Below are 22,266 nucleotides of genomic sequence, written 5' to 3' on the forward strand. Positions count from 1 at the left end.
CTCGATTTCGTCGACGACCTCATCGGCCCTCGTTCCGCGCAAAATTCCCAACACGACGCCATCCTGGGGCTGCGGGACCAGCTTCTCGATCCGATCGGCGGTTTAAGCGCCGGTCATCTGCCTTTCCTCATCCGTCCACTCCACCTCGACCGGCATCAACTCCGGCTGGAGCGGCGCGTCCTCCGTCATCACGTGTCCGTCCAGCCCACGCAGCAGGGCTGCGGCCAGCGCCGGCTTCCGTAGCGGCTTTGCCAGGAAGTCCGACATCCCCGCCTCGCGGCAGATCTTGACGTCTTCGGGAAATGCGTTTGCGGTCAGTGCGATGATCGGCAAGGCGCCGAAGCGCCCGCCTTCCGCGCGGATCGCCCGGGTCGCGGCTAAGCCATCCATCTCGGGCATGCGCACGTCCATCAGCACGATGTCGTAATCGCCTTCGGAGACAGCCGCGACGGCCTCGACGCCGTCGGCGACGACCCGGAGCTCGACCTCGAAGGCTCCCAGCATCTTGCTCACAACCATACGGTTGACAGCGTCGTCCTCGGCGACCAGCACCTTCAGCGGCCGGTCGAGGCTTGCGATGCGGGCCTTGAGCTCGTCGATTTCATCGCGGCCCGAATCCTGACTGGACATCTGCGCCTGGCTCCACGGCAGCACCAGCGTGAAGCGGAAGGTCGAGCCCTCGCCCGGCGTCGAGGTGACGCCGATGGTGCCCCCCATCTGCTCGATGATGCGCCGGGAGATCGCGAGGCCCAGCCCGGTGCCACCGAAGCGGCGGCTGATCGAGGCATCGGCCTGGGCGAAGTCAGAGAACAACTGCCCGAGCTTCTCGGGTGCAATGCCGATTCCGCTGTCCGTCACGGTCCATTCAACGGTCGCGAGCAGATCGCGGCGCGCCCGGCAGATGGCCTTGATCGTCACCTCGCCCCGGTCGGTGAACTTCACCGCGTTGGAGGCGAGATTGAGCAGCACCTGGCGGATGCGCGCGACGTCGCCACGCAGCGTCGGCGGCAGGTTCGGATCAAGCTCGACCTTGACCGCGAGCCCCTTGCTCTTGGCGCTTGCGCGCACCACGGTCGCGACCGTCTCGGCCAGCATCTGCGGCGCAAAGTCGATCGCCTCGAACGCGAAGCGCCCGGCCTCAAGCTTGGAAAGGTCGAGGATGTCGTTGAGGATGCGCTGGAGGTTGTCGCCGGATTCGCGGATCGTGGTGACCGCCTCGCGCTGCTCCGGATCGAGCTTTGTTTCGAGCAGCATGCTGGCGAGCCCGAGCACGCCGTTCATGGGCGTGCGGATCTCGTGGCTCATCACCGCGAGAAAATCCGACTTCGCGCGGCTCTCGGCCTCGGCCTTCTCCGCGCGCCAGCGCTCGGTGACGTCGCGGCCGAAGCCGCGATAGCCGAGAAACTGGCCGTCGCGGTCATAGGCCGGCTTCGCGGTCAGCGACCACAGCCGCGCCTCGCCGCCCGCGACGACCTTCAAATTCATCTCGTGCAGCGGCTCGGCGTGCTCCATCAGGCCAACGACGTCGTAGGCCGCCGCCTTGTCTTCGGGGCAGAGCATGTCGAGCACGTCGGCGAATTGCGATCCTTTCAACAACTGAAGCGGCAATTGCGCGACGTCGGCGAAGCGCTGCGGCACGTCGGTGAGATGCCCTTCGGCATCGGTCTGCCATAGCCAGTCGCTGGCGTTCTCCTGAAAATCCTTCAGCAGCAGCGAGATGATTTCGGTCTGGCGTTCGAGCTCGAGCCGGGCCTTGAGATTGCCGAGGAACAGATTGCCTTGCGAGACGATGTTGCGCGCCATGAAGAACGCGAACAGCAGCAGGAACACCGCGGTCACCAGATACGGCCCGGTGCCGCACAGCAACAGCGCGGCGGTGCAGGCGATGGTCACGGTCGCGAGATAGACGAGGCCGGCGCGCGGGAAGGTCGACAGCGTGAAAGCCCCGCCGGACATCATGCCGACCATCAGGCAGGCGAGGATCAACTGGCTGGTCGGCTCGACCCGGCTGAACAGCGCGAGCGGCAGCGTGCCCCAGATCGCAGCGAGGAAAAATGCCTGCCGCGTCATCTGCCGCGCGGCGCGCGCAGAAGCCTCCTGCGGCGGGTTCTGATGCGAGCGGCGCCATGCGCGCACCGCGAGCGAGGCGGTGGCGGCAAGCGTCATGCCCCAGATCGCGAGGAAATCATTCCAGCCCCTGCCCCAGAACAGGATCAGCACGATGGCGACATTGAGCATGGTGACGGCCATCGTCACCGGAATTGCCCGTGTCACCGCGTCGATCTGCTTGGCGCGGATGCGGCGCAGCTCGCGCTCGCCGAGATCGGCGGTCAGGCCGTCCTCGATCTCGAAGCCGCCGAGCCAGTACAGGAACGCGCCGATCAGGCCGTCTTGCGGCTCAGTGGGCTGTGATGATTTGTGAGGCCATCCCATTCGAAAAAACCTTTTCGGTATCAATGGCCCAGGGCCGGCTTAAGCCGGGTTAATTTTGTGGGAGATTTTGCGGCGTCCTTGACGGGCGCGTTTGCAGTTTGTTCTAACCATGGCCCCTGCCCGGAGCCCGCCGACATGCCCATCAGAGTTGCCACCTGGAACGTGAATTCGGTCCGGCAGCGGATCGACCCCCTGCTGACCTGGCTGAAGGAGTGCCAGCCGGACATCGTCTGCCTCCAGGAAATCAAATGTGTCGACGAGGCCTTCCCGCGGCTGGAGATCGAGGCGCTCGGCTACAACGTGGTGACGCACGGGCAGAAGACGTTCAACGGCGTCGCCCTGCTCTCCAAGCTCAAATTCGACGAGACCAAGTCGGGACTCGCCGGCGACGACGAGGATGCACACGCCCGCTTCCTCGAGGGTGTGGTGACGCTCAAGCGCGGGGTTTTGCGCATCGCCTGTCTTTATCTGCCCAATGGCAATCCGGTCGGGACAGAGAAATATCCCTACAAGCTCAAATGGATGTCACGGCTTCTTGAGTATTCGAAGGAGCGCCTTAAGGCCGAGGAGCCGCTGATCCTCGCAGGCGACTTCAACGTCATTCCGCACGCCCGCGACGTCCACAATCCCGCGGCCTGGACCGAGGACGCCCTGTTCAAGACGGAGACGCGGGAGAGCTTCCAGTCCCTGCTCGGCCTCGGCCTGACCGATGCCTTGCGGGCCGTCACCGACGAGCCCGGGCTCTACACCTTCTGGGACTACCAGGCGGGCGCCTGGCAGAAGAACCAGGGTCTGCGCATCGACCATCTGCTGCTGTCGCCGCAGGCCGGCGATCGGCTCGCCAATGTCGGCATCGACAGCTACGTGCGGTCCTGGGAGAAGCCGTCGGACCACGTGCCGGTGTGGGCGGATCTGGATCTGGAGGCGGCGTAGCCGCCATTCAGGTGGTGGGCACGGCGCATTCGCGCCTTTGCCCACCCGACAAGAGCGAAGTTACTCGTGGCGGCCCTGCACCCACTGTTCCAGCATTTGCAGGCACATGGCGCGGTCGTCGTCCGACGCCTTGGCGAAGGCGCGATTGTAGTTTTCCTTGATCCAGATCTCGTCGGTGCCGGCGCTGTCACGCGCAAGCGTGAGCCACATCAGGCCGCGCGCGGCCTGTCGCGGCAGGCGGTCGCCGTTGAACAGCATCTGCCCGAGCAGCGCCTGGGCCTCGTGCTGGCCCTTCTGGGCGGCGAGGCCGAGCCAGCGCGCGCCGTAGCGGAAATCCTCGCGCGAGGCGTCCGGCGTCTTCAGATAGAGCCGGGCGAGGTCGTACTGGGCATCCGCATTGCCGAAATAGGAGGCGGCATAGGAGAACATCTCCCGCGCCCGGTCCGGGTCGGCCTTGATCTTCGAATTCGGGATACCGCTCAGATAGTAGCGGCCGAGCGCAACAAAGGCGTTGGCCACGACCTGCGCCTGCGGCGCCGACGGGCTGTCCTCGGCATGCGCGTTCGCGATCCGGGTGAAATATTCGAAAGCGCGGACGTCATCCTGGGCCACGCCGTCGCCACTGGCGTACATGCGGCCGAGCTTCCACTGCGCGATGGGATGACCGCCCTCGGCGGCATATTGCAGGGCGCTGAGCGAGGTTTCCTGGGTCGCGACCGGCGGGGCCGCCTTGCGCACCGCGCCCGCAGCACCGGGCAAGGTGGTCACGACCGGAATGGTCGCATCCTTGGGGTTGACCGGCGCGCCGTCGAAGGCGAGCGCCGGCGCGGCCAACGCGGCAGCCCCTAACACAAACGCAACGATGGCACGCCTAGATGTCCGCATAACACTGTTTCTCGTGCGCGCCGCCTGGATGGGTTACTGCCCCATCGACCGCTGGTCCAACCTGCTGAGCATATTTCCAGAGCGCACCCGACGTGTGATTAGTCGCGCGAGGGCTCCATTTGGTTTTGCGCTGGGCGAGCTCGGCGTCGCTCAATTTTACGTTAAGGATCCCAGCGACGGCGTCGATCTCGATGATGTCGCCATCCTGCAACAGTGCGATCGGACCGCCGATGGCAGCTTCCGGCCCGACATGGCCGATGCAGAAGCCGCGGGTGGCGCCTGAAAAGCGGCCATCGGTGATGAGCGCGATCTTGCCGCCCATGCCTTGCCCGGTCAGCGCCGCAGTGGTCTGGAGCATCTCCCGCATGCCGGGGCCGCCCTTGGGGCCCTCGTAGCGGATCACGATGACTTCGCCTTCGCGGTACGTGCGGTTCTGGACGGCCTCGAAGGCGTCCTCTTCCCGGTCGAAGCAACGTGCCGGACCGGTGAACCTCAAGTTGGACATTCCCGCGACTTTCACGATCGCACCTTCTGGCGCCAAATTACCCTTCAGACCGACCACACCGCCTGTGACGGTGATGGGCTTGTCTGCCGGGTGCACCACGTCCTGGTGCGGATTCCATTTCACGCTTTTGAGGTTTTCGGCGATCGTTCGACCGGTGACCGTAATGCAGTCGCCGTGAAGAAATCCGTTGTCGAGCAGCGTCTTCATCAGAAGCGGTATGCCACCTACTTCAAACATGTCTTTGGCGACATAACGGCCACCCGGCTTCAAATCCGCGACATATGGTGTCTTTTTGAAGATTTCGGCGACGTCGAACAGATCGAACTTGATGCCGCACTCATGCGCTATCGCAGGCAAATGCAGTGCAGCATTGGTCGAGCCGCCGGAGGCCGCGACCACGGCGGCCGCATTCTCCAGCGCCTTACGGGTGACGATGTCGCGCGGCCGGATATTTTGGGCGATCAGGTCCATCACCTTCTCGCCCGCGGTCATGCAGAAGGCGTCGCGGATTTCATACGGTGCCGGGGCACCGGCCGAGTAAGGCAGCGCGAGGCCGATGGCTTCCGAGACGGTCGCCATGGTGTTGGCGGTGAACTGCGCGCCGCAAGCGCCCGCCGAGGGGCACGCCACGCGCTCGATCTCGTCGAGGTCCTCGTCCGACATGGCGCCGACCGAGTGCTTGCCGACCGCCTCGAACATGTCCTGCACGGTGACCTGCTGCCCGCGGAAATTGCCGGGCAGGATCGAGCCGCCGTAAATGAAGATCGAGGGCACGTTGAGGCGGACCATTGCCATCATCATGCCGGGCAGCGACTTGTCGCAGCCCGCAAGGCCGACGAGGGCGTCATAGGCATGGCCACGCACGGTGAGCTCGACGGAATCGGCGATGCATTCGCGCGACGGCAGCGAGGAGCGCATGCCGTCATGGCCCATCGCGATGCCGTCGGTGACGGTGATGGTGCAGAATTCGCGGGGCGTGCCGCCGGCGGATGCGACGCCCTTCTTCACCGCCTGCGCCTGGCGCATCAACGAGATGTTGCAGGGAGCGGCCTCGTTCCAGCACGAGGCAACGCCGACGAAGGGCTGGTGGATCTGCTCGGTGGTCAGCCCCATGGCGTAGAAATAGGAGCGATGGGGCGCGCGCGTCGGACCTTCCGTCACGTGACGGCTCGGCAGCCTCTGCTTGATGTTGGTCTTGGCGTCCATCGCGACCAGTTTCCTTGGCTAACCCTTGTCAGACCCGGAACATCAGACCCAAGATTTGAATCGACCTTGGGATTTCCTGCCGCCTGCAAGGGACCAGCCCAGCCCCTGAAACATTCGAACGATTTTATTCATGTTCGGGTGTGGCCAAAAAGCGGCGCCGATGCGAACGGACTGCGATAACGGGTAAATCGCACGGGAATGTTGCCGGGAGAGCACAATCGTGGCTCAGAGGACACGAAAAAGCCTACTCTATTACCTCGCGGAGATGACAATCCACAACTGGAGATTTTGTGACAAAGGCGGCGCGCCCGATTTCTGGGCGATGACGCCCAAGCCCAACTGAGTCGGCGTTGACGCTGCTAATCCCGTCTTTCTCGAGAGCTTGTGAAGCATTCGGATTTTGCGGTCTTTTTGCGTTTGCCTTCTCGCCGCCTTGACTAATATAGGGTACCCCCCTATCTTATTAAGATGTCGCATACAATCAAGCACAAGTCGAAGCTCGTCGGCCGGGTCCGGCGCATCAAGGGGCAGCTCGAGGCCGTTGAACGCGCGCTCGAGCAGGAGATCGGCTGCGCTGATGTGCTGATGCTGGTGGCTTCCGTGAAAGGCGCGATCAGCGGTCTCACCACCGAGCTGCTGGAAGATCACATCCGCCATCACGTCGTGGATCCAGCGTACGAACAGGATCCGGAGAAGGCCAAGGGTGCCGCCGACCTTATCGATGTCGTCCGAACCTATTTGAAGTGAACGAGATGACCGACCTGTCTCACCTGCTCCAGCAGAGCAGCGCGCATGCATGGATGTTCGTGCCCAGTGCGATCCTGCTCGGTGCCCTGCACGGTCTCGAGCCCGGGCATTCCAAGACCATGATGGCCGCGTTCATCATCGCCATCAGGGGAACCGTGCTCCAGGCTGTGCTGCTCGGCCTGTCGGCGACCATCTCCCATACCGCCATCGTCTGGGCGATCGCGCTGGCGGGATTGTCTTTCGGCCAGGAATTGTCCGGCGAACGCAGCGAGGCCTATCTGCAACTGGCGTCCGCCGTCATCATCATCGGCATCGCCGGCTGGATGGTCTGGCGCACCTGGCGGGAGCAGAATCACGAGCATGACCATCATCACCACGACGAGCCGCACCCCATCTCGTTGGCCGGCTTGCCGCTGCTGATCGAGGTGTTCGAAGGCGACGTGCCGCCTCACTGGCGGATCTGGAGCGAGACCGGCGCGCTTCCCGCAGCCCGCGACATCGAGGTGACCACGATCCGCGAAGACGGTACGGCCCAGACATTCGCGTTCGCCGCTTGCGATGGATACCTCGAAAGTGTCGAGGAGATTCCCGAGCCGCATGCGTTCAAGGCGCGTATCGCACTTGCCGGCGACTCCATCGAGATACTGTTTAGCGAGCACGATCACGACCACATGTATCTCGGCGAAGAGGACGACGCTCATGCGCGCGCCCACGCCGCCGACATCCGCAAGCGCTTTGGGGGACGCAACGTGACGACGGCGCAGATCGTGCTGTTCGGCCTCACCGGCGGACTGATCCCCTGTCCCGCCGCGATCACCGTACTGCTGCTTTGTATTCAGCTGAAGCAGTTCAGCCTCGGCTTTGTCCTGGTGCTGTCCTTCGGCATCGGCCTTGCGATCACGATGGTGTCGGCGGGCGTTCTCGCGGCGCTCAGCCTGCGGCACGTCGAACGACACTGGGGCGGCTTCAGCCGCTACGCCCACCGCGCGCCCTATGTCTCGGCAGCCCTGATCGTCTTCGTCGGTCTGTACACCGGCTGGACCGGTCTGCACGAACTGGTCTCGTGACGAGCAGCGGCGCGGTATCCGCTGCTTTTCCGGTTAGCCTTTCGCGCTCGCAGTCTTGTCGAGCGCGGCACGCAGGCCCTTGGCGAGCTTGACCGCGTCGTCATTGGCCCAGAAGTGCATGAAGAACAGCCGTGGCTGCTCGTCCAGCATGTGGCTGTGCAACGCCGTCACCTCGATGCCATTCGCCAGCAGCGCCGTAATCACCGGGTTCACCTCGTCACCCGACAGAACGAAGTCGCCGGTGATGGCAGCCTTGCCGTTGCCGGTTGGCTGGAAGTTGATGCCGATCGCGACGCCCATCGCCCCGACGGGTGTGAGCGGCATGCCCTCCTGTGTGATCGGATCGCGACGCTTGACGTTGAATTGGTAGACGCCGCCATTGGCCTGGCCCTTCGCGCCGATGATCTGGTCGAGCTTGGCTGTATCGAGATCGACGGCAGGCGGCGGATTGGCCGGTGCGGCAACGGTCAGCGGAGTCTTGCTCTCGGCGAGTGCATCGTGGATCGCAGAGGCCAGCTTGACGGGGTCCCCGTGTCCCGCGACATGCATGTAGAACGTCGCCGGGCTCGCACGCAGCAGATGATTGTGCACGGCTGTGATCTCGAGACCGCTCGCGATCATCTTCGCCATCACGGGATTGATCTCGGTCTCGAGCAGCACGAGGTCGCCCATGACCATGGCGCCGCCATGGGAAGGCTTGAACGCCACCCAGCCGCCGAGGGCCAGCGCCGGCTTGATCGCGACCCCGTCCAGGGTCACAGAGAGATCGCTGCGCGGAAACCCGTATCGGTGAACGTCATCCGAGACGGCGGCCTTGCGGCCGAGCGTTTGGTCGATCGCCTGCCAATTGACGTCTTCCGCCCGCGCCGGCGCGACGAATTGCGCGGCGAGCGATGCTGGACCCACGACAGCGGCCAGCAAGAAGGCTGCGTGACAGATTGTTCGTAGTCGCATGGTCATTCTCCTGGTGTTCCTGCCCCAGGTCGAATCCGTTTTCGGCTCAGGCATTCGCAACCGTGCGCGCCGACGCATGCCGCGCGAGGCGAATGAGCCACTCTGTCGAACGAAACGGAGGTGTAGGAAATGGACATGCTGCGCCCTTGGTGATCAGGACGCGATGCTTGGGCATGTCGCCTCGCGGGGAGACCGCATATCCCCGATGGCTCGAATAGAAGCCCGGAGGTCCAAGCTGTCAACCGCGTGCAATCCGTGGCCCTTCGAAAAGATTTGATCGATCAAATGGAACGAAATCGATTGCGCCCGTCCCGCCCACCGCACAAAACAGCCGCTTCGTTCGCGTCTTCGAAGCCCTCGCCGCCGTCGGCATCGCGGCGCGACCGGCCATCTACGATGAAAGCTTCACTGATGCGGTCCGCGAGCAACTGCTTGCGGTCGACGGCGTGCTTGTCTCAAGCGCGCTGGTTTGCGCCGCGGCCGAAACGCGCGAACACCGCGCTGGTCAGACCGCCGAGCAAGGTCCAGAACACCAGGCTCGTCACCGTCACCGCCGTGACGAACTGATGCGTCAGCGACGACGGCACGTTGGTCTCGATGTTGGCGAGCTCCGGCGCGCCGATCAGATGCGGCAGCGTCAGCAGGATTACGCCGGCGATTGCCGCCGGCACCGAGCGGCGGAAGGCAATCAAGGCGAGCCCGCCGGCCGTGGCCAGCACGGCGGCCAGCCACCAGATCTGGCGCGACAACAGCGGCGCGACAGGCACACCGGGGAGCTCGGGCGGCAGGCCGAGGCCGGGCGCAAGCGTAAAGACGGCAAAGCCCGCCAGGCCCCACAGCAGGCCTTCGTGCCAGGAGACGTTGGCCCCGGTGGCGCCGCTGCGCACGGCGAAGAAGCCAGCCAGCAGCAGGGCGAAGCCGATCGCGGTCAGGATATTGGCGGCGGCGGTATAGGCGTTGCGCTCAAAACCATCGCGCGGCTCCCATGCCCCGGCGCCATGGTCGTGGTCGCCGGCGCCATGGTCGCCGTGATCATGGGCGGCATGGTCATGATCTGCGTGGTCATGATCTGCGTGGTCATGCCCGGTCGTTGCGGGCTGCGCAGTGGCCGGAGCCTCATGCTGGTGCATCTCCGCCGCCTTCTCGAAGACTTCCGCCTTCAGAATCAGGGGGACGGTGCCGAACTGCTGGACGACAGTGACGATGAGACCGACGATGAAACCGGCAATGACCGACGCGAAGACGATCGAGCGAAATGTGCTCATGCCACCCCGGTTAGTGGCAGGGGAACGCGTTCGAATGGCGGACGTCGTGGGCCGCGTTGTGGACGACGTCGATGTGCGAGAAGCCGACCATGCCGATCACGAACACGCCGAGCACCATGGCCATCAGAGCCTGTGACAGCCGTCCCACCTGGCCGGCGGCGACCGGAAGCGTGACCTGGGCCGTGACCGGGGCGTTGGCGAGCTGGGATTGGCTCATGGCTATTCTCCATTGGCGATTTGCGCGTCTTCTAGCAGCTTCCGGGCGATGTCGCGACTGGTAAGATGCAGACTCGTCCCCGGCAAAATGCCCTTGCGGGCAATCTTGGCGCCGGCGGCGGCCCGAAAGGCGGCCTCAAACCGCCGGAAATAGCCGAGGCAGGCCTCCGGCGTGGGCTCGGCGCCGAGCAAGGTCCGGAAGGCGCCCCAGTGCACGGCGCAGATCGCGCCGTGTCCTGTGACGGGAAACACCAGCGACGCGATGTCATCGCGCCAATGGACCTCGTTGCTCAAGCGGTCGCGCGCCCCGCAAAACTTGCGAGCGCGAATGACACGGTCAGGTTGGTGAGGGCCATGGTGATCTCCTGGCGGCGACCCTACCACAGCTATCGACGAATTTCGCCCGCGCGCAATCAGGCCGGGTCCCGCTCAGCGCGCGTCCTGATCATGGCCCGCTCGCCGGCATCGACGAGCTGGCCGATGCCGGTGCGGCCTGTCAGCGCACACCGGATGATGTTCTCGGCGACCGAGCGGCGGAAGCCATGGTCCTCGCCGTCGGGGCGATGGCGGCAGATCCGGTCCAGCGCCAGCTTCATGTTGATGCGTGTGCGGGTGTCGAAATGCTCGCTGATCATGCGCGCGGCCTCGGTGCGTTGGTATCGGGGCGGAAACGTCCGATGAACGGTCCAGTTCCAAAACGGGATCGAGCAATGAATGCCCTAAGTGCGCCCGCGCGGGCGTTGGGCCTGGGCCCAGGCCGCCGTCCCCTCGTGCGGGGGAATGTCGACGCGCTTGATCGGTAACAGCTGCCCGGACGCAGAGACGATTGCGGTCTCCTCACGGCGGCAGCGCGGGCAGACGAAGCGGACCTCGTGCGGCTGTGCCGACCAGTTCGCACGTTTGACATTGGCCGCCATCGGCCAAGCCGCACAATGCGAGCACGACACCAGAAACCGGCCGGGATCGAGCATACCCATTCCAAAGGACTCCGCGTCCTACTGCTCCTTCAATGATCATCTCATGGAAATCGTTCCGGTGCCGGAGCACCGTCAGCGGTTTGGCTCTACCGGTTCCCCAATTGCGAACAGACTGAAATAAAGAAACCGCGGCCTTCGGGCCTTGCTTTCAGCGCGCGCCCTTGAGCGTGCAAGAGGTGGTGCAGGTCACCGTGTTGCCATGGTCGCACGACTTGCAGGCGGCAACGCACTGGTTCATGTCGCGGGGATTGTAGGAAGAGTAGCTGCGCATCGGGCAGAGCGGGGTCGAGCCCGTGACGTCCTGCTCCTGGTTGCAGGCAGCCGTCAGAAGCGCAAACAAGATGACCACCAACAGACGCATGGGATGTCAACCATCGGACGAGCTACGTTCGCGGGCAATGTCGCATAGCAACCTTGCCCCAGGCATTCCCATCGCCAGGAATCGCAACGTACGATCCCTCGCGTCCCATCGAGGATGCGTCTCAATTGTTAAGAAGGGATTGCGATCGCGCGCTATCCCGCAAGGACAGGGATGCCCGGCATCGTGCCTCGCTCCAACAGAAACCTTAGGCCATATCAGGCTGCGGCCCTGGTCGCGATCGCCTGGCGCATGTCGACCGCGAGCTGACGGTACTGGTCCCCGAGCTTCAGGTAGAATTCGCGCTTCTTGCTGTCGGTAGCGAGCTTGGCAATCAGCTCGCATTCGGCGGTAAGTGTCTCGAACCGCTCCAGCCTGTCCTCAAGTTCTGTCATTGGCGTATCCCCATCAAACGCCTCAAGGACAGCTAACGTAAGCCCGGAAATTAGGTCACGACGAACATCGTTATGAGATAAAAACAATTATTCGCGGGCGGACGGCTATTTGCTGTCCATCCTCCAGGCGCCGTCCCAATCAGCCGCGGGCGGATTGGTCTCGAACGCTGCGATGCGGCCGAGCATGGTGCGCGACGGGCCGTCGCCGGGGGCGCTTTCCAGCGCCGTGTTGAACGCGATGCGTGCGTCGTCGAAGCGGCACGCGCGATAGCCGGCAAGACCGTCGGCATAGTGCGCGCGCAGGCTCTCCTGCGACGGAAGAAGCGCGCCTGCCCTGCCCAACACTTCGAACACCGGCTGCGGCACGCTCTGGCCGACCGCCGCAAGACGGTCGATCTCGCGCAATTCGAGCCGCGACCCGATCGCCTCTGCCGTGGCCTGCGAAATCAGGATGCGGGTACCGTAGAGCTTATTGACGGCCTCCAGACGCGAGGCGAGGTTCACCGCGTCACCCATCACCGTAAAGCTCATCATCAGCTCGGAGCCGATGCTGCCGGTCAGCACCTCGCCGGTGGCGATGCCGATGCGCAAATCGCACGCCACCGGCATGGCACGGATGCCGAGCAGATCCGGCAATTGCTTCTGCAGCGCGGGCACCTGCTCGGCCATGTCGATGGCGGACAGCCCTGCGAGCAACGCCTGCTCGTCCTCCTCGATGAAGGGCGGGCCCCAATAGGACATGATGGCATCGCCGATATACTTGTCGATGACACCGCGGTTGTTGCGGATCGGGCCGGACATGAGCGTGAAATAGTGGTTCATCACCTTGACGAGGCCGCGCGGGGTCATGCCCTCGCTCATCGAGGTGAAGCCGCTCATGTCGCAGAACATGATGGTCATCACCCGGCGCTGGCCCTCGATCGCGACTTCAGGCCGATCGATCAGGCCCTGCACCACCTTGGGATCGATGTAGCGGCCAAAGGTCTCGCGAATGCGCTCGTTGTGGCGCAACTGCTCGATCATGCGGTTGAAGGCCGCCGCGAGCTCGCCGATCTCGTCGTGGGTCGAGACGGTGATGTTCTTGTCGAAACGACCCGCCTCGACCTCGCGGGCCCCGGCAAGCAGCAGCCGCACCGGGCGCGTGATGCCGCTGGAGACGAGCAGCGCGAAGGCAAATCCGACGATCGCAGCAAGGAGCGTCACGATGCCCGAGATGATGATCGCCTGACGCTGGTGGCCGATCACCTGCGACGTCGAGGCAAACACCTGCTTCAGCATGTCGGCGCGGATCGCATCGATCTTCTGGTTGAACTGGTCGCGGAGAACGTCGAGGTGTTCGAGCGTGCCGCGGGCCTCCGCCATCTGCTTGGCGTCGACCTGCTTGAGGAGCTTGGCGTGGTCCTCGTTCAAATCGTGACGCAGCTCAGTGACGGCGGTCTCGATGCGGGTCTCGATCCGTGCCAGCGCGGCATTGTCAGACGGCGTCCTGGTATCGTCGATGATCGCATTGATGAGGGTGCGCGCGCTCTCGACCTCCTCCTCGATCCTCCGGTCCACCGCTTCGAACTCGTGAAGGCGCGCCGTATAGGCCTCCTCGTCCGAGGGCGACTCCATCTTCGTCATGATCATGCGCCGCAGCGCCAGTGCCCGCTCCAGCGAGCGGATGTTGGCGCGCGCCAGATGCCCGTAGGCCGGGATGTAACGGTTGGTCAGCTCGTTCAGGAGGACGCCGACCTGACTCGACATCACCATCGACAGGATCGAGGTGACCAGCATCAGGACGATCAACCCGAGGGCGATGCCCACGATCTTGCGCCGGATCGACTGGTTGAAAAGCGGCATGGGGTGCGGGCAAAGGGCTGAATGGACGGCTGGGGAACTCAATACACCGGATTTTGGCCGGGAACACGCGCAATCGAGCCGTTCTTGGCGCCGAGAGCCGCCCGCAAGCGTCGCGCGAGGCGCAGTCGTTAACAAAGGTTAAAACTCTGTTCTATCCCTCGTTGCACAGGTTCCCGTGCTCCATCCGTATTTTGCCGCATTGTTGCGGGAGCGTGAGGAATCCGAAACGATGCTGTGTCACCGTTTTTGACGTCGTTTTGATTCTCGAGCCGCAGACGATCGCGGAGTTTGGTTTGTACTGGTTTCGCAGGGGGACCACGGAATGAACCAGTGCCTACGCTCGCTCGCGTGTGTCGTTGCCATGGCCGCACTTGCGCTCCTTCCGACGGAGCTGGCAGCGAAGAGCAAATCATCATCGCCGAAGAAGACGCATGAGGCCAAGGCCGGCAGCAAGTCCGGCAAGCAGCGGCACGCGGCATCCGGCAAGCACGGCAAACACGCCGAGGCCAAGCGCAAGTCGAAGAAGCAGGACGACGAGCCCGCGGACAAGCCCGCGCCGCCGGCGCTGACCGGCGACCTTGCCGCGCTGAAGGACGCGATCGACCTTGCACGCAAGGGCAAGACCGACGACGCCGCTGCGGCGCGCGACCGCATTGCCGATCCCGCCGGACAGAAGCTCGCCGACTGGTTCATGCTGCGCCATTCCGAGAGCACCGCGAATTTCAAGCGCTACGCCGCATTCCTCGCCGCCAATCCGGATTGGCCGAGCAGCGCCCTGCTGCGCCGGCGCGCCGAAGCGCGGCTGTGGCAGGAAAAGAGCGATGCGGCCACCGTGCACGCCTTCACGATGGATCGCCCAACCAGCGCCAAAGGCAATTTCGCACTCGCCCGCGTGCTGCTCGCCGAAGACGACAGCGACAGGGCCACGCGCCTCGTGCGTGAGGCCTGGCGCTCGGAGGAGCTGTCCGAGCGCAGTGAGGAGGATTCCTACGCAGCGTTCCGCGATCTCCTCACCGCTGAGGATCACCGCGCCCGCATGGACAAGCGCTTGGGCGCCAAGGACTATGCCGGCGCAAGGCGCACTGCAAAACGTCTCGGCGAGGATGCGCTCGCAATCGTCAAGGCCTGCGCCGCGGTGAACGCCAAGGAGGACAAGGCCAAGTATTATCTCGACGACGTGTCAGCTGACGCGCGCCGCGATCTCGGCTATGTCCTCTGCCGCGCGCAATGGCATCTGCAGAAGGACCGCATCGACGACGCGGCTGAAGTGATCCTCGCTGCTGCGCCCGACACCATGGCGGCGCAGGATACCGATGCCTGGTGGCGTGAGCGTCGCCTGCTGGCGCGAAAACTGCTCGACCAGGGCAAATCCAGGACCGCCTATGACGTGGTGCGCGCGGCCGCAGTGCCGGCGATGGAGGTCTATCGCGTCGACTATCACTTCATGTGCGGCTGGATCGCGCTGCGCTATCTCGACGATCCCAAGACGGCGATGGCGCACTTCGCCGCGATCGACGAAGGCTCGGCCAATCCGATCGCGTTGTCGCGCGCACATTACTGGCGCGGCCGTGCGGCCGAGGAGATGGGCGCAGTCGCCGACGCGCGCATGAGCTACAGGGCCGCCGCGCGCTATCCCACGGCCTATTACGGCCAGCTCGCTCGTGCGAGGCTCGGCCTCGAGGGCATCGAGCTGCGCCCGCCTTCGCCCGTGCTGGCGTCTGCCGACGCCCCGCTCGCGGACGATCGCGTGCGCGCCGCCGAGATGCTGTATGGCATCGGCGAGCGCGACACGGTGTACTATTACGCCGAGGATTTTTCCAAGGAGAGCACCGACGTCGCCGCGCTCGAAGCGCTCGGGGAACTCGCCGGCCGGCGCAACGATGCGCGCGTCATGCTGGAGGTCGGCAAGTCGGCGCTGGCGCGCGGACTGGCGCTCGACCATTACGCCTTCCCGACCATCGGCATCCCCGAGCATAAGCAGGTCGCACCCGCGATCGAGACCAGCGTGATCTATTCGGTGGCGCGCACCGAGAGCTCGTTCGACCAGCGCGACAAATCGGCTGCGAATGCCGTCGGCCTGATGCAGGTGACGCCGGAAGCCGGCCGCGACACCGCAAAGCGCTTCGGCGTGACCTATGATTGGGACAGGATGGTCTCCGACCCCGTCTACAACACCCAGATGGGCGCCGCCGAGCTCAGCGCGTTGCTGTCGGAATATCGCGGCAGCCAGATCATGACCTTCGCCGGCTACAATGCCGGCCGCGGCCGGGTGCGCGAATGGGTGCAGGCGCACGGCGATCCCAGAGATCCAAAGGTCGATCCGGTCGATTGGGTCGAACGCATCCCGCTGTCGGAGACGCGCAACTACGTTCAGCGCGTGATGGAGAACGTGCTGGTGTACCGCGCACGGTTCGAGGGCAGCGGTGCAGTCGCGGGCAAGAGCGACCAGCGCGTAGTGACGCAGGAAATCAGCGCAGCGGCCCCCGTGGCAGCCGCAGCACCCGCTCCCTAGTTGGCGCCGCCGGGGCTGGCCGCGGCGCCTGTGAGGTTACGTTGCTGCGGCTTCCACGCGAGTGCAGTCGCGCAGTCAGGTGTCACCTCCTTCCGTCGTGATCAGATCGCGACCGTCCAAGTATGCGCCGGTCAAGGCTCTCGCGAAGGCCCAGATCTGTGTCGTGCAGCTCCAGCACGAGACGGCACTCAGGACCGCCAACATCTCGATCATGTTCCCAGCGCCGTTCCAGGCGGCCGGCTCTCCGCGCCCAAGCATCGACCACGGCATCAGCAGCGTCACGAGTTCGCCTCGGCGGTAGCAGTCATAGTCACAGTAGCGGCGCTGTGTCCGCACATGCCGGACATAGCCGGATCGGATCGACCGCGAGCATGTGCTGCACGTCGCCGCGCATGATGGGGGTTCGTGATTGACCAGCACGAAGTTCATGAAGCCGCCCTCACGCGATCGTTCGCGAGGGCCTCGCAGAACAACGCGTAGCACTGATAATCGCAGTACGGCAGACGGGTCGCGATCTCGCGGAGATAGCTGCCGCTGATCGGCTCGCAGCACTGCATGCACCACGCCTGCCGGAATGGGGTCCGGCCGTTCACCAGCACGAACGCGAATCTCAAGTGGCACCTCCCAAAGCGAAGCAGTAAACGCTGTCCAGCGGAGACACTGCAGGTGGTGGAGCGCAAAGATGGTTTCGGCCGTCCGGATTATCCCTGTTTCGTTCCACTTTTTGCGGCGGGACCGGAATGTATCTTCCGTCCTCCCTGCGCCGTGCATAGATCTGGCCGTCGATGTACTTGATATCGGTCGGATAGCAGTCAGCGCTGTTGCAGCAGCTGAGGCTCGGATTGTCCGGCATGTGCCAGGTCGAATAGAATTTTTCGTGCAGCCGCTGATCCTGGGGTGGGTGCTCGCGATGAACGGCGCCGTGTCCCGTCTCCTGCGCCTGGACCGTCGCGGTGGAGCAGAAGAGAACGATCGAGCACAAGAGCTTGCATGGGCGGTTCAAGACACGGGCTCCCAGGATCAGACCTTCGGAACGATGTCACCTCTCCAATTCAGCCTCACGCGCACTGAGCCCGGAACAACCACCGACGGTCGCGTTCGCGGCGTGTGCGGAAGCGATCGACACACTTCTTGGAGCAGAGCGCGGTGCGCCACGAGTAGTAGCGGATCAAACCAAATTTGCTGCCACACACCCCACAGCCGTTGGCTGAAGAGCACCCTTTGGACCCGGATAGGCCACCCTCAGGAAGTGCCGATGTATCGCACATTGTTATCTCCCTCGTTGTGTTGCTTGCGCTCTTGCTCGTTGGTTCCCTTCGAATTCGCGCGGGTAGCGGCTTGCCGCGATCGCTGCTGCGCGTCGAGAATTGCAGCCGCCTCGACCTTGGTTGTCCGCCTGTCGGTAAGACGCCCCGGCGGCAAGCTCGGACCAGGTTCTCGTACGCTCGCTGCGACTGACTGGTCCCGATTGGACATGAGCCTAGCCCGCCGGGCACGAGGCGCTCAATTGTACGGAGGTAAACGGCCGACATGATTAGGAATGAAGGAGCTAAACCTAGGTTTATCCGTACTCGCCCGGGGCTCCTGCGCTGACTCATGTTCAACGAGACGGCGCACGATGCTCCGGCTGCACGGTCACCGTGAAAACCTTGCTGGCACGGCTGACTTGACGCGCCGCGATGGCCGGGGCGGCGATCGGTCCGTTCAAAGGCGAACCTCATAACGGCCATCCGACTGAGGCCGGAATTGCTCCTCTCGCGGCAACGTGCTCTACTCGCGTTCACGCAGAGAGTGCCGGGAGCGCCTGCGATGAAGCCAGGCCGGGCAGCGACGTTCGGGAAGTCAGCCGCGCAATTCCTCGTCGGCTGCGTCAGGCAAACTGTCACCGTTAAGCCGCGCACCGAACCCGATGGCGGCTTGCTCGAGGCGGTCAAGCAGTGGCAGCAAGTCTTCGAGCACAATCCGGTCATGTACTTCATGGTCGATCCGGCCGGAACCGTGATCAACGTGAACACGTTCGGCGCCGCGCAACTGGGCTATACGACCGCCGAGTTGATCGGCCGATCGGTGCTGGATGTCTTCTTCGAGGAAGATCGCGACTTTGTCCGCGCGTGCGTTGCGCTGTGCCTTGAGACCGTCGATCAGTCCCACACCTGGGAGATCCGGAAGGTGCGCAAGGATGGCTCGGTGCTATGGGTGCGCGAGAACGCCAAGACCATGCTGCGGGCCGATGGCGGGCCAATCGTGCTGGTCGCCTGCGAGAACATCACCGAGCGCAAGGAAGCGGAGAATGCTCTGCGACAGAGCGAGGCTTATCTCGCCCAGGCGCAGGAATTGAGCCACACCGGCAGTTTCGGCTGGAGGGCCGCAACCGGCGAGATCACATGGTCCAAGGAGACCTATCGCATCTTCCAATGCGATGAGGGGACCAAGCCGCAGATTCCGGTCATGCTCCAGCGAATCCATCCGGAGGACCGACTCGCGGTGCAACAGACCACGGGTCGGGCGGCGCGCGAGGGAGAAGACTACGACCACGAATATCGGCTCCTGATGCCCGACGGCTCCATCAAGTACGTCCGAGCAGTGGCCCGGGCCATGCGAGATTCCGGCGGTCGCGTGGAGTTCGTTGGATCGGTGACCGACATCACGGCGACCAAAGAGGCAGAGCGCAGGCTGCGTGAGAGCGAGCAGCGCTTTCGCGCCTATGCCGAAACCGCGTCTGACTGGTTCTGGGAGACGGGGCCAGACCACCGCGTGACCGTAATATCCGAACACTCCGATACCGTTACCGCCCCCGCGGGCCTGATCGGGCTCACCCGTTGGGACATTGCCCCGGACGCCGATCTCGAGCCGGAAAAATGGCGACAACATCGGGCAGCGCTCGACGCCCACACCGCGTTCCGCGACTTGGTGTATCGCAGCAAGGACCGCAACGGGCAGCCGATCTATGTCCGGACCAGCGGCAAGCCGTTCTTCGATGCCAACGGGAATTTTCTGGGCTATCGTGGCGTCTGCACCGACGTGACCGCGGCCATCCGGGCCGATCAGGCCGAAGACGCGTTGCGCAAGGCCCAGGCCGAGCTCGCCCATGTTACGCGCGTCACGACACTGGGCGAACTGACCGCTTCAATCGCGCATGAAATCAACCAGCCCCTCGCTGCAGTGATCGCAAACGCCGACGCCTGCCTTGCGTGGCTGCAGCGCAGTCCGCCAGATCTCAAGGCGGCGGGCCGCTCCGTGGAGTGGATCATCGAGGACGGCAAGCGTGCCAGCGACGTGATCCGTCACGTTCGGGCGCTCGCCAAACGGACCGAAATCGAGATGGTTCCGCTCGACGCAAACTTGGTCGTGCGCGAGGCCGTCGCGCTCGTACAGCGCGAGATGGCCAGCCACGCCGTGTCGGTGCGAATGGAGCTATCGTCGGCCATGCCCAAAATCTTTGGCGATCGGATCCAACTGCAGCAGGTCCTGATCAACCTGATCATGAACGGGATCGAGGCCATGGAAGACGTCCATGACCGCCCGCGCGAGCTGGCGATCCGCTCAGCAGCGGATGGCGAGGGCGCGATGCTGGTGAGCGTCGCCGACTGCGGCGTTGGCATCGATGAACAGGCGATAGACCGCCTGTTCACGCCGTTCTTCACCACGAAGTCCGGCGGCATGGGCATGGGGCTGTCGATCTGCCGCTCCATTATCGAGACCCATGGCGGACGACTTTCCGCCGCTCCGAACCAGTCGGGCGGCGCGACTTTTCAGATCACCCTGCCCCTCCATCGCGAGGAAGCATCGTGACCGAGCGCTTGGAGCCTTCACCGCCGCAGGAGAACGCCGATCAGCCGATCGTCTTCATCGTCGACGACGACGCCTCCATGCGCCGTGCGCTCACCAACCTTTTCGAGTCGGTCGGCCTCAAGGTCGAAGCGTTCGGCTCGGCGCCGCAGCTGCTCCATGCCAAGCCGCCACAAGTGCCCAGTTGCCTCGTGCTCGACATCCGCCTGCCCGGAGCCAGCGGCCTTGACCTGCAGTCCGATCTTGCCAAGGCAGATATCCACACGCCTATCATCTTCATTACCGGTCACGCCGATATTCCCATGACCGTTCGGGCCATGAAAGGCGGCGCGATCGATTTCCTGACCAAGCCGGTCCGCGACCAGGACATCCTGGACGCAGTCCAGGCCGCGATCGAGCGAGACCGCAAGCGTCGAGATTTCAATAAGACGGTCTTGAACGTCAGATCACGCTTCGAGTCGCTCAGCTCGCGGGAGCGGGACGTATTGGCACTGGTGACATCCGGTCTGATGAACAAGCAAGTGGCCGCCCAACTCGGATTGGCGGAAATCACCGTCAAGATCTATCGCGGCAACATCATGCGCAAAATGGGCGCGAAGTCCCTGGCCGACCTCGTGAGAATGAGTGAGGCGCTCGGGATTCGGCCCAGCCGGTCCGACGCACAAACCTAAGTATGAGTTTGCAACGGTGAGTGGCAGGTCCATCTTGCGTTCTTAGGTTGGGCCGTAGCGACGGCAAGCGTAATCCCGGGCGAGGAGCAGACGTCTTGTCAGCGGCTTCGGTCATTTCGGTGCTTGACGATGACCCCTATGTGCGGGCGGCGATCAACAATCTCCTGGAATCGCGCGGGTATATCGTCCACACATTCGCTTCCGCCGAAGAATTCTTGAGCTCGACCGACTCCAGCCTTACCTCCTGCATCGTCGCCGACGTGCAGATGCCGATTAAGACTGGAATCGATCTGTTGACGCAGATGCGCGCGCAGGGTTCGGCTGCGCCGTTCATCTTGATCACAGCTTTCCCGGATGAGAGCGTTCGTATGCGTGCGCTCAAAGCCGGGGCAATCTGTTTTCTCGGCAAGCCGTTCGCCACCGCAGAGTTGATCCAATGCCTGGAGCGGGCGCTGGCCGCGCGCTTCACTCCACCTTGATGTTCGCTGCCTTGATGATCGGCCACCATTTGGCGATCTCTGCTTTCTGCCGCGCACCGAGCGCCTCCGGGGTGAACTGATCCTTGGGCGTCATCTCCAGGCCCTGGCTTTCGAGCTGCTTCTTCACGGCGGGATCGTTCAGTGCTTCCACGGCGGCCGCATTGAGCTTGGTGACGATCTCCTTCGGCGTGCCCTTCGGCACCCACAGGCCCGACCACAGCGTCATGTTGAAGCCCTTCAGGCCCGCTTCATCCGCAGTCGGGATGTCTGGCGCCGAGGCCAGGCGCTTGTCGTCGGTGATGGCGTAGGCGCGGATGGTACCGGCGCGGACCTGGTTGATGGAGTTGGAGGTCTGGTCGACGATGACGTCGATCTGGCCGGCGATCAGATCGTTCAGCGCGGGCGCTGTGCCGCGATACGGCACGTATTGCAGCTTGATACCGGAGACGCTCTCGAAATAGACGCCGGCGATGTGGCTGCCGGAGCCGGCCCCGGCCGTGCCGGCCGTCGGCGGCGACGGCCGCGATTTCAGCCATTCCAGCAACTCTTTCAGAGACGTCGCTGGCACCGCGTTCTTGCTGACCACGATCATCGGGTTGCTCGGCAGCAGCACCACCGGTTCGAGATCGGCGACGAGGTCATAATTGAGCTTGTAGACGGCGCCGTTGGCGACGTGGGTGCCGAGATGGCCGAAGGAGATGGTGTAGCCGTCCGGCGCCGAATGCACGGCACGGCCGACGCCGATCGAGCCGCCGGCACCGGTGACGTTCTCGATCACCAGGGGCTGGCCGAGCGACACCCGCATCCGCTCAGCGAGCACGCGCGCCATCGCATCCGACGGGCCGCCGGCCGCGAAGGGAACGATGATGGTGATGGGGTGTGTCGGATAATCGTCGGCGCGCGCGGCGCCGGTGAGAGCGAGAATACCGAACAGCCCGGCCCAGATGGCCTTCTTCATTGTGGTCTCCCCGACGATGTTCTTGTTCCTTTCACCTCTCCCCGCTTGCGGGGAGAGGTCGGAATTCGCGCGTA

The 22,266-nt window shown here is 64.0% G+C and carries 21 protein-coding genes; 7 read left to right on the forward strand and 14 right to left on the reverse strand.

Features of this window, described 5'->3' with window-relative positions:
* Window positions 1-102: 102 nt before the first annotated feature.
* Window positions 103-2,433, reverse strand: a complete 2,331-nt coding sequence (locus YUA_RS0105345) for an ATP-binding protein (protein WP_027529745.1) — start codon at window positions 2,431-2,433, stop codon at window positions 103-105.
* Window positions 2,434-2,568: 135 nt separating this feature from the next.
* Between YUA_RS0105345 and xth the strand changes: the two genes are divergently transcribed.
* A complete protein-coding gene (gene xth, locus YUA_RS0105350; protein ID WP_035970529.1) occupies window positions 2,569-3,366 on the forward strand; it encodes an exodeoxyribonuclease III in 798 nt (265 codons plus the stop codon).
* Window positions 3,367-3,426: 60 nt separating this feature from the next.
* Here the strand turns inward: xth and YUA_RS0105355 are convergent, their stop codons facing one another.
* Both YUA_RS0105355 and ilvD read right to left on the reverse strand, forming a co-directional pair.
* On the reverse strand, window positions 3,427-4,251 hold the full coding sequence (locus YUA_RS0105355; protein ID WP_027529747.1) for a tetratricopeptide repeat protein: 825 nt from the start codon (window positions 4,249-4,251) through the stop codon (window positions 3,427-3,429).
* Entirely contained in the window at window positions 4,238-5,962 is a 1,725-nt protein-coding gene (ilvD, locus tag YUA_RS0105360) for a dihydroxy-acid dehydratase (RefSeq protein WP_027529748.1), read from the reverse strand. The genes YUA_RS0105355 and ilvD overlap by 14 nt, the downstream gene beginning before the upstream one ends.
* A gap of 468 nt (window positions 5,963-6,430) precedes the next feature.
* On the opposite strand from ilvD, the gene YUA_RS0105365 reads away from it, so the two are divergent.
* Window positions 6,431-6,709 carry a metal/formaldehyde-sensitive transcriptional repressor gene (locus YUA_RS0105365; RefSeq protein ID WP_027529749.1) on the forward strand — a complete coding sequence of 93 codons (279 nt, stop codon included), beginning with the start codon at window positions 6,431-6,433 and terminating at the stop codon, window positions 6,707-6,709.
* 5 nt (window positions 6,710-6,714) lie between these two features.
* Window positions 6,715-7,776: a sulfite exporter TauE/SafE family protein gene (locus YUA_RS0105370; protein WP_027529750.1), complete on the forward strand. Its 1,062-nt coding sequence runs from the start codon at window positions 6,715-6,717 to the stop codon at window positions 7,774-7,776.
* Window positions 7,777-7,809: 33 nt separating this feature from the next.
* Here the strand turns inward: YUA_RS0105370 and YUA_RS0105375 are convergent, their stop codons facing one another.
* From YUA_RS0105375 to YUA_RS0105415, 9 genes are all read right to left on the reverse strand, one after another.
* Window positions 7,810-8,736 (reverse strand): DUF1259 domain-containing protein, encoded by a 927-nt coding sequence (locus YUA_RS0105375; protein WP_027529751.1) that lies wholly within the window; start codon window positions 8,734-8,736, stop codon window positions 7,810-7,812.
* A 449-nt stretch (window positions 8,737-9,185) separates the two neighbouring features.
* Window positions 9,186-9,995, reverse strand: coding sequence for a CbtA family protein (locus tag YUA_RS0105380; RefSeq protein ID WP_027529752.1), 810 nt, complete (start codon window positions 9,993-9,995; stop codon window positions 9,186-9,188).
* 10 nt (window positions 9,996-10,005) lie between these two features.
* On the reverse strand, window positions 10,006-10,212 hold the full coding sequence (locus YUA_RS0105385; RefSeq protein WP_027529753.1) for a CbtB-domain containing protein: 207 nt from the start codon (window positions 10,210-10,212) through the stop codon (window positions 10,006-10,008).
* A 2-nt stretch (window positions 10,213-10,214) separates the two neighbouring features.
* Entirely contained in the window at window positions 10,215-10,505 is a 291-nt protein-coding gene (locus tag YUA_RS0105390; RefSeq protein WP_027529754.1) for a hypothetical protein, read from the reverse strand.
* Between the two features lie 119 nt (window positions 10,506-10,624).
* The gene (locus YUA_RS0105395) at window positions 10,625-10,846 is read right to left on the reverse strand and encodes a hypothetical protein (protein WP_027529755.1); all 222 of its coding nucleotides are present in this window, start codon (window positions 10,844-10,846) and stop codon (window positions 10,625-10,627) included.
* A gap of 84 nt (window positions 10,847-10,930) precedes the next feature.
* The gene (locus tag YUA_RS0105400) at window positions 10,931-11,188 is read right to left on the reverse strand and encodes a hypothetical protein (protein ID WP_027529756.1); all 258 of its coding nucleotides are present in this window, start codon (window positions 11,186-11,188) and stop codon (window positions 10,931-10,933) included.
* Window positions 11,189-11,336: 148 nt separating this feature from the next.
* A complete protein-coding gene (locus YUA_RS0105405; RefSeq protein WP_027529757.1) occupies window positions 11,337-11,549 on the reverse strand; it encodes a hypothetical protein in 213 nt (70 codons plus the stop codon).
* Window positions 11,550-11,764: 215 nt separating this feature from the next.
* Window positions 11,765-11,941: a hypothetical protein gene (locus YUA_RS50890; protein WP_198029376.1), complete on the reverse strand. Its 177-nt coding sequence runs from the start codon at window positions 11,939-11,941 to the stop codon at window positions 11,765-11,767.
* A gap of 105 nt (window positions 11,942-12,046) precedes the next feature.
* Window positions 12,047-13,783 carry an adenylate/guanylate cyclase domain-containing protein gene (locus YUA_RS0105415; protein ID WP_027529758.1) on the reverse strand — a complete coding sequence of 579 codons (1,737 nt, stop codon included), beginning with the start codon at window positions 13,781-13,783 and terminating at the stop codon, window positions 12,047-12,049.
* A gap of 322 nt (window positions 13,784-14,105) precedes the next feature.
* Between YUA_RS0105415 and YUA_RS0105420 the strand changes: the two genes are divergently transcribed.
* Window positions 14,106-16,295 carry a lytic transglycosylase domain-containing protein gene (locus YUA_RS0105420; protein WP_027529759.1) on the forward strand — a complete coding sequence of 730 codons (2,190 nt, stop codon included), beginning with the start codon at window positions 14,106-14,108 and terminating at the stop codon, window positions 16,293-16,295.
* 425 nt (window positions 16,296-16,720) lie between these two features.
* Here the strand turns inward: YUA_RS0105420 and YUA_RS43525 are convergent, their stop codons facing one another.
* Complete coding sequence (locus YUA_RS43525; RefSeq protein ID WP_035970532.1) at window positions 16,721-16,909, reverse strand: hypothetical protein; 189 nt, start codon at window positions 16,907-16,909, stop codon at window positions 16,721-16,723.
* A 1,195-nt stretch (window positions 16,910-18,104) separates the two neighbouring features.
* Here YUA_RS43525 and YUA_RS0105435 point away from each other — a divergent pair.
* The 3 genes from YUA_RS0105435 (at window position 18,105) to YUA_RS0105445 (ending at window position 21,234) form a co-directional block, all read left to right on the forward strand.
* Complete coding sequence (locus YUA_RS0105435) at window positions 18,105-20,087, forward strand: PAS domain S-box protein (RefSeq protein WP_035970534.1); 1,983 nt, start codon at window positions 18,105-18,107, stop codon at window positions 20,085-20,087.
* Window positions 20,084-20,755: a response regulator transcription factor gene (locus YUA_RS0105440; RefSeq protein ID WP_027529761.1), complete on the forward strand. Its 672-nt coding sequence runs from the start codon at window positions 20,084-20,086 to the stop codon at window positions 20,753-20,755. Before YUA_RS0105435 ends, YUA_RS0105440 begins: the two co-directional genes overlap by 4 nt.
* A gap of 95 nt (window positions 20,756-20,850) precedes the next feature.
* Window positions 20,851-21,234 (forward strand): response regulator transcription factor, encoded by a 384-nt coding sequence (locus YUA_RS0105445; RefSeq protein WP_027529762.1) that lies wholly within the window; start codon window positions 20,851-20,853, stop codon window positions 21,232-21,234.
* Here the strand turns inward: YUA_RS0105445 and YUA_RS0105450 are convergent.
* Window positions 21,221-22,192, reverse strand: coding sequence for a tripartite tricarboxylate transporter substrate binding protein BugD (locus tag YUA_RS0105450; protein ID WP_027529763.1), 972 nt, complete (start codon window positions 22,190-22,192; stop codon window positions 21,221-21,223). The two genes, YUA_RS0105445 and YUA_RS0105450, sit on opposite strands and share 14 nt — an antisense overlap.
* Between the last annotated feature and the right edge of the window lie 74 nt (window positions 22,193-22,266).

It is taken from the genome of Bradyrhizobium sp. WSM3983, assembly GCF_000473045.1.
Lineage (GTDB): Bacteria > Pseudomonadota > Alphaproteobacteria > Rhizobiales > Xanthobacteraceae > Bradyrhizobium.

Excerpts from the sequence above, each read along its gene's own strand:
- YUA_RS0105450 (WP_027529763.1), bottom strand. The coding sequence starts at position 22,192 with ATGAAGAAGGCCATCTGGGCCGGGCTGTTCGGTATTCTCGCTCTCACC.
- YUA_RS0105420 (WP_027529759.1), top strand. The coding sequence starts at position 14,106 with ATGAACCAGTGCCTACGCTCGCTCGCGTGTGTCGTTGCCATGGCCGCA.
- YUA_RS0105370 (WP_027529750.1), top strand. The coding sequence starts at position 6,715 with ATGACCGACCTGTCTCACCTGCTCCAGCAGAGCAGCGCGCATGCATGG.
- YUA_RS0105375 (WP_027529751.1), bottom strand. The coding sequence starts at position 8,736 with ATGACCATGCGACTACGAACAATCTGTCACGCAGCCTTCTTGCTGGCC.
- YUA_RS0105345 (WP_027529745.1), bottom strand. The coding sequence starts at position 2,433 with ATGGGATGGCCTCACAAATCATCACAGCCCACTGAGCCGCAAGACGGC.
- YUA_RS50890 (WP_198029376.1), bottom strand. The coding sequence starts at position 11,941 with ATGACAGAACTTGAGGACAGGCTGGAGCGGTTCGAGACACTTACCGCC.
- xth (WP_035970529.1), top strand. The coding sequence starts at position 2,569 with ATGCCCATCAGAGTTGCCACCTGGAACGTGAATTCGGTCCGGCAGCGG.
- ilvD (WP_027529748.1), bottom strand. The coding sequence starts at position 5,962 with ATGGACGCCAAGACCAACATCAAGCAGAGGCTGCCGAGCCGTCACGTG.
- YUA_RS0105400 (WP_027529756.1), bottom strand. The coding sequence starts at position 11,188 with ATGGGTATGCTCGATCCCGGCCGGTTTCTGGTGTCGTGCTCGCATTGT.
- YUA_RS0105380 (WP_027529752.1), bottom strand. The coding sequence starts at position 9,995 with ATGAGCACATTTCGCTCGATCGTCTTCGCGTCGGTCATTGCCGGTTTC.
- YUA_RS0105365 (WP_027529749.1), top strand. The coding sequence starts at position 6,431 with ATGTCGCATACAATCAAGCACAAGTCGAAGCTCGTCGGCCGGGTCCGG.
- YUA_RS0105385 (WP_027529753.1), bottom strand. The coding sequence starts at position 10,212 with ATGAGCCAATCCCAGCTCGCCAACGCCCCGGTCACGGCCCAGGTCACG.
- YUA_RS0105355 (WP_027529747.1), bottom strand. The coding sequence starts at position 4,251 with ATGCGGACATCTAGGCGTGCCATCGTTGCGTTTGTGTTAGGGGCTGCC.
- YUA_RS0105405 (WP_027529757.1), bottom strand. The coding sequence starts at position 11,549 with ATGCGTCTGTTGGTGGTCATCTTGTTTGCGCTTCTGACGGCTGCCTGC.
- YUA_RS0105415 (WP_027529758.1), bottom strand. The coding sequence starts at position 13,783 with ATGCCGCTTTTCAACCAGTCGATCCGGCGCAAGATCGTGGGCATCGCC.
- YUA_RS0105395 (WP_027529755.1), bottom strand. The coding sequence starts at position 10,846 with ATGATCAGCGAGCATTTCGACACCCGCACACGCATCAACATGAAGCTG.
- YUA_RS0105435 (WP_035970534.1), top strand. The coding sequence starts at position 18,105 with ATGAAGCCAGGCCGGGCAGCGACGTTCGGGAAGTCAGCCGCGCAATTC.